This is a genomic window from Mucilaginibacter sp. (assembly GCF_039921305.1).
Taxonomy (GTDB): Bacteria; Bacteroidota; Bacteroidia; order Sphingobacteriales; family Sphingobacteriaceae; genus Mucilaginibacter.
In genome coordinates, this window is sequence record NZ_JBDSCA010000043.1 from 302,334 (window position 1) to 317,088 (window position 14,755).

The 14,755-nt window shown below is 41.6% G+C and carries 15 protein-coding genes; all 15 read left to right on the top strand.

Going from position 1 to position 14,755, the window contains the following annotated elements:
- The first annotated feature begins 1 nt into the window (after position 1).
- Positions 2–1,213, top strand: a complete 1,212-nt coding sequence (locus ABIN91_RS13745; RefSeq protein WP_348051697.1) for an NADH-quinone oxidoreductase subunit D — start codon at positions 2–4, stop codon at positions 1,211–1,213.
- Positions 1,206–1,733, top strand: coding sequence for an NAD(P)H-dependent oxidoreductase subunit E (locus ABIN91_RS13750; protein WP_348051699.1), 528 nt, complete (start codon positions 1,206–1,208; stop codon positions 1,731–1,733). The genes ABIN91_RS13745 and ABIN91_RS13750 overlap by 8 nt, the downstream gene beginning before the upstream one ends.
- Before the next feature lie 5 nt (positions 1,734–1,738).
- Positions 1,739–3,103, top strand: coding sequence for an NADH-quinone oxidoreductase subunit NuoF (gene nuoF, locus ABIN91_RS13755; protein ID WP_348051700.1), 1,365 nt, complete (start codon positions 1,739–1,741; stop codon positions 3,101–3,103).
- Positions 3,104–3,222: 119 nt separating this feature from the next.
- A complete protein-coding gene (locus tag ABIN91_RS13760; protein ID WP_348051702.1) occupies positions 3,223–4,221 on the top strand; it encodes a 2Fe-2S iron-sulfur cluster-binding protein in 999 nt (332 codons plus the stop codon).
- Positions 4,221–5,282 carry an NADH-quinone oxidoreductase subunit NuoH gene (gene nuoH / locus ABIN91_RS13765; RefSeq protein WP_348051703.1) on the top strand — a complete coding sequence of 354 codons (1,062 nt, stop codon included), beginning with the start codon at positions 4,221–4,223 and terminating at the stop codon, positions 5,280–5,282. The genes ABIN91_RS13760 and nuoH overlap by 1 nt, the downstream gene beginning before the upstream one ends.
- Before the next feature lies 1 nt (position 5,283).
- Complete coding sequence (locus ABIN91_RS13770) at positions 5,284–5,781, top strand: NADH-quinone oxidoreductase subunit I (protein WP_348051705.1); 498 nt, start codon at positions 5,284–5,286, stop codon at positions 5,779–5,781.
- A gap of 58 nt (positions 5,782–5,839) precedes the next feature.
- Complete coding sequence (locus tag ABIN91_RS13775; protein ID WP_348051707.1) at positions 5,840–6,337, top strand: NADH-quinone oxidoreductase subunit J; 498 nt, start codon at positions 5,840–5,842, stop codon at positions 6,335–6,337.
- A 1-nt stretch (position 6,338) separates the two neighbouring features.
- Positions 6,339–6,668: an NADH-quinone oxidoreductase subunit NuoK gene (gene nuoK, locus ABIN91_RS13780; protein ID WP_348051709.1), complete on the top strand. Its 330-nt coding sequence runs from the start codon at positions 6,339–6,341 to the stop codon at positions 6,666–6,668.
- Positions 6,669–6,687: 19 nt separating this feature from the next.
- A complete protein-coding gene (gene nuoL / locus ABIN91_RS13785; protein ID WP_348051726.1) occupies positions 6,688–8,598 on the top strand; it encodes an NADH-quinone oxidoreductase subunit L in 1,911 nt (636 codons plus the stop codon).
- A gap of 22 nt (positions 8,599–8,620) precedes the next feature.
- Positions 8,621–10,081, top strand: a complete 1,461-nt coding sequence (locus ABIN91_RS13790) for an NADH-quinone oxidoreductase subunit M (protein WP_348051711.1) — start codon at positions 8,621–8,623, stop codon at positions 10,079–10,081.
- Positions 10,082–10,084: 3 nt separating this feature from the next.
- On the top strand, positions 10,085–11,470 hold the full coding sequence (locus ABIN91_RS13795; RefSeq protein ID WP_348051713.1) for an NADH-quinone oxidoreductase subunit N: 1,386 nt from the start codon (positions 10,085–10,087) through the stop codon (positions 11,468–11,470).
- A 54-nt stretch (positions 11,471–11,524) separates the two neighbouring features.
- A complete protein-coding gene (locus tag ABIN91_RS13800; RefSeq protein WP_348051714.1) occupies positions 11,525–12,172 on the top strand; it encodes a VTT domain-containing protein in 648 nt (215 codons plus the stop codon).
- A gap of 17 nt (positions 12,173–12,189) precedes the next feature.
- Positions 12,190–12,738: an inorganic diphosphatase gene (locus ABIN91_RS13805; RefSeq protein WP_348051715.1), complete on the top strand. Its 549-nt coding sequence runs from the start codon at positions 12,190–12,192 to the stop codon at positions 12,736–12,738.
- A gap of 7 nt (positions 12,739–12,745) precedes the next feature.
- The gene (locus tag ABIN91_RS13810; RefSeq protein ID WP_348051716.1) at positions 12,746–14,086 is read left to right on the top strand and encodes a hemolysin family protein; all 1,341 of its coding nucleotides are present in this window, start codon (positions 12,746–12,748) and stop codon (positions 14,084–14,086) included.
- An 87-nt stretch (positions 14,087–14,173) separates the two neighbouring features.
- The coding region (locus tag ABIN91_RS13815) for an RsmE family RNA methyltransferase (protein WP_348051717.1) at positions 14,174–14,755 on the top strand (582 nt) is incomplete at its 3' end.

Consider the following 14,755-nt stretch of genomic DNA (forward strand, 5'->3'; position numbering starts at 1 on the left):
AATGCAAAATCATCTTTTATTAACAGATAACGATCCACAGAGTGAACTCTCGACTTTAAACCTCGGGCCAACCCATCCTGCAACACATGGTGTATTCCAAAACGTATTGCAGTTGGATGGCGAAAGGATTGTAAGCGGAGTATCAACCATTGGATATATTCACCGCGCGTTTGAAAAAATAGCGGAACACCGTCCTTTTTACCAGATCACCCCATTAACCGACAGGTTAAACTACTGCTCGTCACCCATCAACAACATGGGCTGGCACATGACAGTTGAAAAGATGTTAGGCATAGAAATGCCTAAACGTGTTGATTACATGCGTGTCATCATTATGGAGCTTGCCCGTATTACCGATCACATTGTGTGTAATGGTGTACTGGGTGTGGATACAGGTGCCTTTACCGGCTTTTTGTACATGATGCAGCACCGTGAGTCTGTTTACGAAATTTACGAAGAGATCTGCGGGTCACGTTTAACAACAAACATTGGCCGTATAGGGGGGTTTGAACGTAATTTTAACAAAATAGCGTTTGATAAGATCAAAAAGTTTTTGGTTGATTTCCCTCCAGTATTGCGCGAATTTGAATCGTTATTTAACCGTAACCGGATATTTGTTGATCGCACCAGAGGCGTAGCACCCGTTACTGCCGAAGATGCTTTAAGCTATAGCTGGAGCGGCCCGATATTACGTGCTACAGGTGTTGATTATGATGTGCGTGCTCAAGAGCCGTACAGTTCATACGAAGATTTTGATTTTGAAGTACCGGTTGGTACCAATGGCGATGTTTACAGCCGCTTTTTAGTACGTAACGAAGAAATGTGGCAGAGTCTGCGCATGATAGAACAAGCTTTGGCTAAACTGGAGAAAGAGGATTCAACCATATTCCACGCGGATGTGCCTGAGTTTTACCTGCCTCCAAAAGAAGAGGTTTACAATAATATGGAAGCTTTGATCTATCACTTTAAAATTGTGATGGGCGAGATAGATACTCCCAAAACCGAAGTTTATCACTCGGTAGAAGGTGCTAACGGTGAGTTAGGCTTTTATTTAGTTAACGATGGTGGTCGTTCACCATATCGTTTGCACTTCCGCAGGCCAAGCTTTATCAATTACCAAATGTACGCGCCAATGAGCCGCGGCATGGTACTTTCTGATGCGATTATTAACATGAGTAGTTTAAACGTTATAGCCGGAGAATTAGATGCTTAGAGTTGAAGACTTACAAACAACCCCGGTTGAGTTTTCGGCCGAGTTGATAGCTAAATTTGATGATGTAGTGAGCCGTTATCCGGAAGGAAAACAAAAATCGGCTTTGTTGCCTATTCTGCATTTTGTACAGGCCGAGTTTGGCTGGGTTAGTCCGGATGCGATGGAAAAGGTTGCCGATTACCTGAGCATACAACATGTTGAGGTTTTTGAGGTGGCTACGTTTTACACCATGTACCTGCTTAAACCACAAGGAAAATACTTTTTGGAGGTTTGCCGTACCGGGCCTTGCTGCCTGGTTGGCGCCGAAAAAATAATGGACTATATTGAACAAAAATTAGGGGTTAAAGAAGGTGAAGTTACCCCCGACGGCTTATTTAGCTGGCGCGGAGTAGAGTGCCTGGCCGCTTGCGGTTTTGGCCCTGTTTTGCAAATTAGTCCTGAATATACTTTTTACGAAAACTTAACCCCCGAAAAGGTGGATAAGTTGGTTGCGGATTTAACGGCTCAATCTAAAAACTAATTACCATGGGACGTAAATTACTATTAGAACACATAAACGTACCAGGCATCAATACATTTGATGTTTACCGCTCAAAAGGCGGATATGCTGCCGTTGAAAAAGCTTTGAAAACCTTAACTCCAGACGAAGTTGTTGAAGAGGTTAAAAAATCGGGCTTGCGTGGCCGTGGTGGTGCTGGTTTTCCTACCGGGATGAAGTGGAGCTTTTTAGCTAAGCCGGAAGGTGTTGCCCGTTACTTGGTTTGTAACGCGGATGAATCTGAACCGGGTACTTTCAAAGATCGTTACCTGATGACTTATATTCCTCACTTATTGATCGAGGGAATGATTGTAGCAAGCTTCGCCTTAGGTGCCAAAACATCATACATCTACGTTCGTGGTGAGATGATGCCTCAGATCCGCATCCTCGAAAGAGCCATCGCGGAAGCAAAAGCAAAAGGATTTTTAGGTAAAAATATATTAGGTACAGGCTACGATCTTGAACTTTACGTTCAGCCCGGAGGTGGTGCTTATATCTGTGGTGAAGAAACCGCTTTGTTGGAATCATTAGAAGGTAAACGTGGTAACCCACGCATCAAACCCCCATTCCCGGCTATCGCGGGTTTGTATGGTTGCCCTACTGTGGTAAATAATGTTGAATCTATCGCGGCAGTTGTTCCAATCATCAACGAAGGTGGGGAAGAGTATGCTAAGATCGGTATTGGCCGTAGCACAGGTACTAAACTGATTTCGGCTGGTGGTAATGTGGCTAAACCCGGCGTTTACGAAATAGACTTAGGTTTGCCGGCAGAGGAATTTTTATACTCTCCGGAATACTGCGGCGGTATCGCTAATGGCAAACGTTTAAAAGCGGTTGTTGCCGGTGGTTCATCGGTTCCAATTTTGCCAGCCAACCTGTTTTTGAAAACGATCAATAACGAAGCTCGGTTGATGAGCTATGAATCATTATCCGATGGTGGTTTTACCAGCGGAAGTATGATGGGTTCGGGTGGATTTATTGCTTTTGATGAGGATCAATGTATTGTTCGAAATACCTGGAACTTTGCCCGTTTTTATCATCACGAAAGCTGCGGCCAGTGCTCACCTTGCCGTGAAGGTACCGGCTGGATGGAAAAAGTATTGCACCGCCTGGAATATGGTCATGGTAAAATGAGCGATATGGACCTGTTGGTTGATGTATCTAAAAAGATAGAAGGTAATACCATTTGTCCGCTTGGTGATGCTGCAGCATGGCCGGTTGCGAGTGCTATCCGTCACTTCCGTGATGAGTTTGAGTGGCACGTAACCAATGGTGCGGAAGCAACAACAAGAAATTATGGACTGGCACATTATGCCGATCCATTGCCGACACCAGAACCAGTGGCGGGATAATATAAAAATGTCATTGCGAGGAACGAAGCAATCGCACGGAAGCATAGTTCGCGATTGCTTCGTTCCTCGAAGATGACAAAAAGAGAAGATTTGACTTTTTAATTTTGAATTAATCAAAAATGAAGGTAACCATAGACGGGATATCCGTTGAAGTAGAAGCAGGAACATCGATATTAAATGCCGCGCGTATTATTGGTGGTGATATCGTCCCGCCTGCCATGTGCTATTATTCCAAGTTAGAGGGTAGTGGTGGTAAATGCCGTACCTGTTTGGTAAAGGTAACTAAAGGTTCTGAAAAAGACCCCCGCCCTATGCCTAAACTGGTAGCATCATGCCGTACCGGAGTAATGGACGGTATGGAAGTGCAAAACATTACCTCGCCCGAAGTTATCGAAGCGCGTAAAGGTATTGTTGAAATGCTTTTGATCAATCATCCTTTGGATTGCCCTGTTTGCGATCAGGCTGGTGAGTGCGATTTGCAGAACCTGAGTTATGAACACGGAGCCGCAAAAACACGTTACGAATTTGACCGCCGTACATTTGAAAAAATTGACATAGGTGACAAGATACAATTACACATGACACGTTGCATCCTTTGCTACCGTTGTGTGTTCACTGCCGATCAGATCACCGATCACCGTATCCATGGTATCTTAAACCGTGGCGATCATTCCGAAATATCTACTTACATAAAAGCAGCTGTTGATAACGATTTCTCTGGAAACGTAATTGATGTTTGCCCGGTAGGCGCTTTAACCGATAAAACTTTCCGCTTTAAAAACCGGGTTTGGTTTACCAAGCCCGTTGATGCTCACCGCGATTGCGATCACGAAAAGTGCAATGGTAAAGTAACCCTATGGTACAAAGGTGAAGATGTTTTACGTGTAACCGCCCGTAAAGATGTTTATGGCGAGGTTGAAGAGTTTATTTGCAACACCTGCCGTTTTGATAAAAAGAAAACCGCTGATTGGGTAATTGAAGGTCCGCGTAAAATTTCGCATCAATCTGTAATTAGTTCAAATCATTACGATAGCTTACACCCTACTCCGGTTGTTAAAACCAATCCGGTATTGATAGAAGCTAATCAGCAACAAATGGAAAGGAACACACGCTTATAATGGAGACGGCTTTAATTATAGAAAAATTTATACTGGTTGCTGTCATCTTCGGCATTAGCCTGGTGGTTGCCATGTACTCTACTTATGCAGAGCGCAAAATAGCCGCTTTCTTTCAAGATCGTATTGGCCCAAACCGCGCCGGTCCGTTTGGTATTTTACAGCCTTTGGCTGATGGTGCCAAAATGTTTATGAAGGAAGAGATCATCCCGACACATGCTAATGCATTCCTGTTTATTGTGGGCCCGTCATTGGCTATATTAACGGCATGTATAGGTTCGGCGGTTATTCCTTGGGGGCAGCAAATTACCATCGGTAATAATGTAATTGATTTACAGGTTACAGATATTAATGTTGGTATATTGTACCTTTTTGGCGTAGTATCATTAGGTGTTTATGGTGTGATGATTGGTGGATGGGCGTCAAATAACAAATACTCTTTGTTAGGTGCTATCCGTGCTGCATCGCAAAACATCAGTTATGAGATTGCGATGGGGTTATCTATCATCGCCTTATTGATGTTAACCGGTACTTTAAGCTTAAAAGAAATTACCGCTCAGCAACACGGTTTTTGGGCAAATGGGTACTTTACCTGGAATTTTTTCCGCCAGCCTTTGGGGTTTATCATCTTTATTGTTTGTTCGTTCGCGGAAACAAACCGTACGCCATTCGATTTGCCAGAGTGTGAAACTGAATTGGTTGGCGGTTACCACACCGAATACTCATCCATGAAATTAGGTTTTTACTTGTTTGCAGAATATATAAACATGTTCATTTCGTCGGCAGTAATGGCTACTCTGTATTTTGGTGGTTATAACTATCCATTTATGGATGTAGTGAATGAGCACCTAGGTTCAACCTGGGGACCATTAGTTGGCGTTGCCGTGATGTTTGGTAAAGTATTCTTCTTCATCTTCTTCTTTATGTGGGTTCGCTGGACAATCCCACGTTTCCGCTACGATCAGTTGATGGATCTGGGTTGGAAAATTCTGATCCCATTAGCTATAGCCAATATTGTACTAACAGGTGTCGGCAGCTCACTTTTAACATACTTAGGATACTAATATGGAATCATTAACCAATAAACGAAAAGTATTAGAGGTAAAGCCACTCAATTTTTGGGAGCGCGCCTACTTACCTGCTATATTGAGTGGCTTGCGCATTACCGGTAAGCACTTTTTCAGGAAACCGGTTACCATTAGCTATCCTGATGAAAAAAGAGAATTCTCTGAAAACTTCCGTGGTATGCACTCGCTTAAACGCGACGAAGATGGCCGCGAACGTTGTACCGCTTGCGGACTGTGCGCTTTATCGTGCCCGGCAGAGGCCATTACCATGATAGCAGCAGAGCGTCAAAAAGGTGAAGAGAAATTATATCGCGAAGAAAAATATGCCGCTGTTTACGAGATCAACATGTTACGTTGCATCTTCTGTGGCTTATGCGAAGAGGCTTGCCCTAAAGAAGCAATTTATTTGGACGGCGATATCGTACCATCAAACTACCTCCGTAAAGACTTTATTTACGGTAAAGACAAATTAGTAGAGGCGCCATTAAATCAATAAGGAAGTTTTATACCTTTGCCCGTCCTTTAAACGGCCAAAAGTATTTTGAAATTATAAAATGAGTTTATTTTACTTCATAGCATTTTTGTCGATACTGTTTGCGCTGCTGGTTATCTTTTCGAAGAACCCAGTTCACAGCGTACTGTACCTGATCCTGACGTTTTTTACGTTCACCATTCACTACGTTTTATTGAATGCGCAGTTTTTGGCCATTGTAAACTTCATCGTTTATATGGGCGCCATCATGGTACTGTTCCTGTTTGTATTGATGTTGCTTAACCTCAATCAGGATAGCGAACCTGTAAAAAGTAACCTGGTTAAATTCGCGGGTATAATTGGCGGTTGTTGCTTACTGCTAACAGTAGTTGCATCGCTTAAAGTAACCAATGTATCTGGCGTGGTTGCTCACACAAACGACAGTCTGGGTTTAGTTAAAAACCTGGGTAAAGTACTCTTCAACGAATTTTTATTGCCTTTCGAAGTATCATCGCTCTTGCTGTTCTCGGCAATGGTAGGTGCGGTTTTGTTGGCTACTAAAGATAAATCAAACGCCTGATATGGAAACCTTAGCACATAACATACAATCCATACCGCTCAATCATTACATCATTTTAAGCGCTATCATTTTTTCGATAGGCGTAATGGGAGTTTTGATCCGCAGGAACGCGATCGTGATATTCATGTCGGTTGAGCTAATGCTTAACGCGGTTAACTTATTACTCACGGTTTTCTCGGTTTACCATAACGATCCTAACGGGCAGGTATTTGTATTTTTTATTATGGCCCTGGCTGCTGCCGAGGTAGCTATAGGCTTAGCCATTATTGTAATGGTTTACCGTAATACCAATTCGTTGGATGTGAATGTATTGAACAGGTTAAAGAATTAAGATAGAGCATATATAAATGATAAATAATTACATCTGGCTTATTCCAATACTACCGCTGATTGGTTTTTTGATCAATGGATTGGGCCGTAATTCGCTTTCAAAAGGTGTTATTGGTTTTGTGGGCAGCACGGTGGTATTACTATCATTCGTGATCAGCCTTTTTGCTTTTTTGCAGATCAACTCATCGGGCGTTCCAATTGAGGTTAGTTTATTCGATTGGATTAGCGTTGGTAGCTTACATATCCCATTCTCATTCCTGGTAGATCAGTTAAGCTCAATTATGTTGCTGATCATTACAGGCATAGGTTTCCTGATCCATTTATACTCTACAGGCTACATGCACGATGATGCAGGTTTTGGTAAGTTCTTTTCGTACCTCAACCTGTTCGTATTCTTCATGTTATTGTTGGTTTTAGGATCAAACTATGTGATCATGTTTATCGGTTGGGAAGGTGTAGGACTATGCTCATACTTGTTGATCGGATTCTGGTTCACTAATGCAGACTATGCGGACGCTGCCAAGAAAGCTTTCGTAATGAACCGTATTGGTGATTTAGGCTTTTTATTAGGCATGTTCGTTATCTTCCAAACATTCGGAAGTTTATCTTATAAAGACGTTTTTGAAAGTGCATCACATGCTACGGCTAATAGTAGCACATTGGTATTGATCACCATCTTGTTATTTGTAGGCGCGACCGGTAAATCTGCACAAATACCGTTGTTCACATGGTTGCCTGATGCGATGGCGGGCCCAACCCCGGTTTCAGCATTGATACACGCTGCCACCATGGTAACGGCTGGTATCTACATGATAGCAAGGTCGAATATTTTGTTCACCATGTCGGAAGTGACGATGCACATCATCGCGGTTGTTGGTATAACTACAGCGGCATTCGCGGCATTGATAGCCTTAACGCAAACTGATATTAAAAAGGTATTGGCTTATTCAACGGTATCACAATTGGGATATATGTTTTTAGGCTTGGGTGTGGGCGCTTATACAGGCGGTTTCTTCCACGTGTTAACACATGCTTTCTTTAAAGCTTTATTATTCTTAGGTGCAGGTTCTGTTATCCACGCGGTAAGTGGCGAGCAGGATATGCGCAAAATGGGTGGATTACGTAAAAAGTTGCCTGTCACGTTTGTAACGATGTTTATTGGAACGTGGGCAATAGCTGGTTTACCACCATTCGCCGGTTTCTTTTCTAAAGATGAAATCTTAGCGCACACGTTTGAGCATAACCCTACCATTTGGGTAGTAGGAGTTTTAACCGCGATGTGTACTTCATTCTATATGTTCAGGATGATCTATTTGACATTTTTCGGTACATTCAGAGGAACTCACGAGCAAGAGCATCATTTACATGAGTCGCCAGCTTCAATAACAATACCATTGATAGTATTAGCTGTATTGTCAGTATTTGGTGGGTTTATCGGTGTTCCCGAAATAATGGGTGGTCATCACTGGTTAGAGCATTTCCTTGCTCCTGTATTCGAAAAATCAACTGCGATACAAGAAGTATCAGCAAATCATTTATCAAGCGCTACCGAATGGACTTTGATGGGCATATCTGTTGCCGGTGCAATTATAGCTTGGTTATACGCGGCATCTAAATACAGCAACAACAAAAATATTCCGTTGGCAGATACAGAGCAACGCCCGGCCTTAACCAACTTATCTTACCATAAATTTTACGTCGACGAAATCTACGATGCCATCATCCGCAAACCATTGGATGCGTTATCGGTCTTCTTTTACAAGGTGGTTGATCTGTTGGCTATTGATGGTTTGGTGAATGGATTGGGTAAAGGTTCGATGGCATCGAGCAAGCAATTGCGGTTATTGCAAAGCGGTAACGTCGGTTTCTACATATTTATGATGGTGATAGGTGTTATTGCTGTGTTTGTTTACAATTTATTCGGTTTTTAAAAGGCATTACGATATTATAAAAATGATGGTTATTCTTTTACTTTTTTTACCATTGCTGGGTGGGCTTGTAACGTTACTGTTTAAAAACGGCGCGGCCAAAACAGTAGCATTATTATTCGCCCTTGCCGAACTGGCGCTCGCAATTACCATACTTGCCAAATTTGTACCTGATGCCACCACCCAGTTTGGTGTTGACTATAACTGGATACCACGTTTTGGTATTCACTTCAAAGCCGGAATTGATGGGATCAGCATGATTATGGTTTTGTTAACCACAGGTTTGGTTCCGTTAATCATCCTATCAACATTCAAACACGAGAATACCAAGACGGCTTTATATACACTGATCCTGTTAATGCAAACCGGTTTACTGGTTGTATTCACCGCATCAGATGGCTTTTTATTTTATGTAGGATGGGAAGCGGCATTACTGCCAATCTATTTCATCTGCGCATTATGGGGCGGTGCTGATCGCGTTCGCATCACATTAAAGTTCTTTATCTATACTTTTGCCGGGTCGTTATTTATGCTGTTGGGATTGATTTTCCTGTACATGCAAACTCCGGGCAAAACTTATGATATCCAGGCATTCTACGCGCTTAACCTGTCTCCCGAAAGGCAATCATTTGTATTCTGGGCTTTCTTTTTAGCTTTTGCTATCAAGATGCCGATATTCCCGTTCCATACCTGGCAGCCGGATACCTATACCGAATCGCCAACGGCAGGAACAATGATGTTATCGGGTATCATGTTAAAAATGGGTATCTACGGTGTTATCCGCTGGTTGATCCCGATTTCCCCACTTGGTTTTGATAAATGGGGTTGTACTGTTATCGTATTATCGGTTATCGGAATAGTTTATGCATCGTTGATCGCCTTTAATCAAAAAGACGGTAAACGTTTAATAGCTTATTCATCAATTGGTCACGTTGGCCTGATAGCTGCCGGTATTTTTGCATGGAACATTCAAGGTGTACAAGGTGCCATGATCCAAATGCTGAGTCACGGTATTAACGTGATTGGTCTGTTTTTCATTATGGATATCATCAGCCGGAGGTTAGGTACCCGCGATATCAGCCAGATGGGTGGTATCGCTAAAGTTGCTCCGCAATTCTCTATCGCGTTTTTAATTATCGTTTTAGGAACCGTTGCTCTTCCATTAACCAATGGTTTTATCGGCGAGTTCTTATTGCTGAACGGTGTTTACCAATACAATATCTGGATGGCGGCTGTTGCCGGATTAACCATCATCTTCGGTGCGGTTTATATGCTGCGCATGTACAAAAAAGTAATGCAAGGCGAAACTAATCCGTTAACCGCCACTTTTACAGACATTGCCGGTTCCGAAAAAGTATTGCTGCTTATAATTTGCGTGCTCATCATCGCTATTGGTGTTTATCCAAATTGGATATTGCACATCAGCGAAGCAAGCGTGAGCAGTTTAATTGAACAAGTGAACCAAAAGAAACTTATAGTTAAGTAAACCATGAATACGCTAATAATCATTTCTGTTTTACCAATTGTTATCCTGTATCTTGGTTTATACAAAGTAAAAAGTGCCTTATTGCCTGTTACTATAGTTGGCTTATTAGCCGCTATGGGCTGCGCAATTGCCGAATGGACCACAGCGACATACGCTAAACCCATTTATAGCGGTATGATGTTGTTTGACCATTTTTCTATCGTTTTCTCGGTAATAACCATTGCATCAACTATATTGATACTGCTGCTTTCTAAAGATTACTTTGAACGCATTAGCGATCACGTAGCGGAGTATTATGCTGTTATCCTGTTCTCATTAGCGGGTATCATCGTGATGCTTTCGTATCATAACCTGGTGATGCTGTTTATCGGTATCGAGATCATGTCGGTAAGTTTGTACATCCTTGCCGGGATCAAAAAGAAAGATTTCGCATCAAACGAGGCCGCTTTAAAATACTTTTTGATGGGGGCCTTTTCAACAGGTTTTCTGTTGTTTGGCATTACGTTGGTTTATGGCGCCACGGGTTCTTTCAACCTAAGCGTTATCCGCGATTGGTCTATTGAGCACAGCCGTCCTATTGATCCTCTGTTTTTTAGTGGAATCTTATTAATGATAGTGGGCCTTTGCTTTAAAGTAGGTGCCGCCCCATTCCATTTCTGGACTCCGGATGTTTACGATGGTTCGCCAACGCTCATCACCGCGTTCATGTCAACTGTAGTTAAATCGGCAGGTTTTGCAGCGTTCCTGCGTTTATTCGCCACCTGCTTTAACCCGGTTTCCGATCTTTGGATTCCAACCTTGCTTGTCATTACAGTTATTACCTTGTTCATCGGTAACATTACAGCATTATATCAGCAAAGCTTTAAGCGTATGCTGGCTTTCTCCAGTATCTCACATGCAGGCTATATGCTGTTCGCTGTTGTAGCGCTGGGCGATGGCTCTGCCCGTGCGGTGTTTGTTTATGCCACGGCTTACTCAATCGCATCAATAGCTGCATTCGCTGTATTGATATTAGTTCAACAACAATCGGGTAACGATAACTTCGATAGCTTTAACGGGCTGGCTAAAAAGAATCCTTTCCTGGCCCTGGTTTTAACTATAGCGATGTTATCATTAGCAGGTATCCCTTTAACGGCCGGCTTTATCGGTAAGTTCTATATGTTCTCAAGCGCGCTATCTCAATTCCAGATAGGTTTATCAATAGTGGCTGTTATTAATGCTATCATTAGTATTTACTATTATTTCCGCGTTATTGTGGCCATGTACTTCTACTCGTCAGAACGTAACGAATTAGCTGTTCCGCCTTACTTTAAATTTGTTTTAGGCTTTTCGGCATTGGTTACTATTGTAATAGGCGTTTACCCATATTGGATAAGTAGCTTAATTTAATATTTATCGGTAATTACAAATTGATTTAATATTTGTAATTTTACTGATATCTGAATGGAAAATTTCTGGCAACACCTGCAAAATTTAACTGATGCTCAATCTATTATAAGTCAGGGTGGGTTTTACTTGTTGCTGATTGTGGTGTTTGCCGAAACGGGTTTGTTTTTCGGTTTCTTTTTACCCGGCGACTATCTTTTATTTTTAGCCGGTTTATTATGCGCCACCGGTTTGTTAGATACCCCTGTTTATTTATTAGTTGCCTGTTTAATTGTAGCGGGGTTTTTAGGAAACTACGTAGGCTATTGGTTTGGTTACCGAACGGGGCATATTTTGTTTAATAAGGATGATTCCTTCTTTTTCAAAAAGCGATATGTGCGTATAGCCGAAAGTTTTTACAACAAACATGGCGGAATGGCATTGGTTTTGGGTAGGTTTTTCCCAATTATCAGAACATTTGCACCTATCTTTGCAGGAGTTGTGAGGGTTGATTTTAAAAAATTCAGTCTTTATAACCTGATAGGCAGTGTGGCCTGGGTCACAACGTTAACATTATCAGGCTATTATTTGGGTATGCGTTACCCTAATTTGAAAAACTATTTGCATTATATTGTAATTGGTTTAATTGTTTTAACAACAATACCGCTTATTTTTGCTTTTTTAAAGGGCAAAAAGCAAAGTAACACAGAAGAAGATAACATATAAATACATAATATCCAAAAATGAGTACACAACATCCATGGCACGAGGTTTCTCCTGGTGATAATATTCCAAACATTGTTAACGCGATCATCGAGATCCCGAAAGGATCAAAAGCAAAATACGAGATTGATAAAGAATCGGGCTTATTGAAGTTAGACCGCGTTCTCTTCTCATCGGTAATGTACCCGGCCAATTATGGCTTTATTCCGCAAACTTATTGTGATGATAAGGATCCGTTGGATATATTAGTGCTATGTTCTATTGATGTGTTCCCGATGTCCATCATCGAGGCAAAGGTCATAGGCGTAATGCACATGGTTGATAATGGCGAACAGGATGATAAAATTATCGCGGTAGCAAAAAACGATATGTCGGTAAATTATATTAACGACCTGGAAGAATTGCCGCCACACGCAATGACAGAGATAGTGCGCTTTTTTAAAGATTACAAAAAACTGGAAGATAAAAACGTTACTATTGAACATCTTTTGGGCAAGCGTTACGCCCATAAAGTAATAACGGAAGCTTTAGCTTTATACCAAAGTGAGTTTCCAAATGTGTACCAATAAATAATTAATGGACCCTGAACATTACGACATAAGTGCTTTCTACATATTTGCAACCATAGGCCTGGTGTTGCTAAACGGGTTTTTTGTAGCCGCCGAATTTGCCATGGTGAGAGTAAGAGGTTCACAAATTGAACTTAAGGCTAAAACTGGCAGCGCTGTAGCCAAAGTTGCCCGCGGTATTTTACATAATTTAGATGGCTATTTAGCGGCAACGCAGTTAGGGATAACAATTGCGTCGCTAGGACTGGGTGTTATTGGCGAGGGCGTAGTTACCAATATTGTGGTCCGCGCTTTTTTGGCCTCAGGAATAGAACTTAGCCCCGGTTACATAACAGCCAGCCATATCATTTCTTTTGCTACAATTACAATATTGCATATTGTTTTTGGAGAGTTGGCCCCAAAGTCATTAGCCATACAAAAATCAGTACCTACTACTTTAGCGGTTTCAGTACCATTGCGCTTTTTCTTTATTGTATTTAAACCACTAATTTGGTTGTTAAATGGTTTTGCCAACTTTATTTTAAGGCTGTTTGGTATCGCAACTTTAGAAGGTGGCGAAGCGCACCATAGTTCAGAAGAATTACAATATTTACTGGAGCAGGGTAAAGAGACCGGCGCGTTAGATTCAAATGAGCATGAGCTGATACAAAACGTCTTTGATTTTAACGAGCGCGTAGTAAAAAATATAATGGTGCCGCGTACCAAAATATCGGGCATTGAGGTGGAAACTTCGAGAGAAGAATTATTGGAGATATTGATAACCGAAGGGTATTCGCGTATGCCTGTTTATGATGATGTGATAGACAAAATTGTAGGTATAGTTCATGCTAAAGATATTTTGCCTTTAATTGCGCGTGGCGAAGAGATTGTACTGAAAAATATTATCCGCAAGCCTTATTTTATACCTGAGACCAAAAAGATCAATGATTTGATGGCCGAGCTGCAACAAAAGCGCATACAGATAGCTATTGTATCTGACGAGTTTGGTGGTACAGCAGGGATGGTTACGCTGGAAGATATTGTTGAAGAGTTGGTAGGCGAGATACAGGACGAGTACGATGAGGAAAAACCGATTGTAGAGATTATTAACGAACGCGAATTTGTGGTGAATGCGTTGGCACCAATATACGATGTTAACAGCCACTTGCCCCATGATTTGCCCGAAGATGGCGACTTTGATACCGTATCAGGCTGGTTGGGCGATATATTTGGTAAGATACCTGATGTAGGCGAGCAAAAGGAATCAAATGGTTACAACATCACGGTACTAAAAAAATCCGACCAGAATATTGAATCGGTTAAGCTGGAACTGCTGATAAATGATGAAGATGCAGTAGATATGCGCTAAATTAGAAGCAAGAAATAAGAATCAGGAAACAAGACTGTAACCAGTATCCTGTCTTATATCTTGATTCTTTAATCTTGATTCTCAAAAATGCATCTTTTTTATACCCCAGATATTAACCCTACACATCCCCAATACTTTTTAACGGAAGAAGAAAGTAAGCATGCCATACGCGTTATGCGTTTGGAAGTAGGATCAGCAGTGCAGTTAATTGATGGCAAGGGCGGTTTATATACCGCTGAGATTATCGATGCGCACCCAAAGCGTACCATCCTCCAAATAAAAAACACTACACAGGGTTATAATAGACGTAACCATTACCTGCACATAGCTATTGCCCCCACTAAAAATATGGAACGGTTGGAGTGGTTTTTAGAGAAAGCTACAGAGATAGGTATTGATGAGATATCACTAATTATCTGCCAGCGCTCGGAGCGTAAGGAAGCAAAGACCGAACGGTTAAATAAGATAATAACCGCGGCTATCAAGCAATCATTAAAAGCCTATCATCCTAAATTAAATGAGGTAATGCCATTGGCCGAATTGCTGGGCAAGCCATTTGACGGGCAAAAATTTATGGCCCATTGTGAAGATAGCGAAAAAGTTACCTTGGCATCAACCCTGCAAAAACATAGCCGTTATTTGATATTAATCGGTCCTGAAGGGGATTTT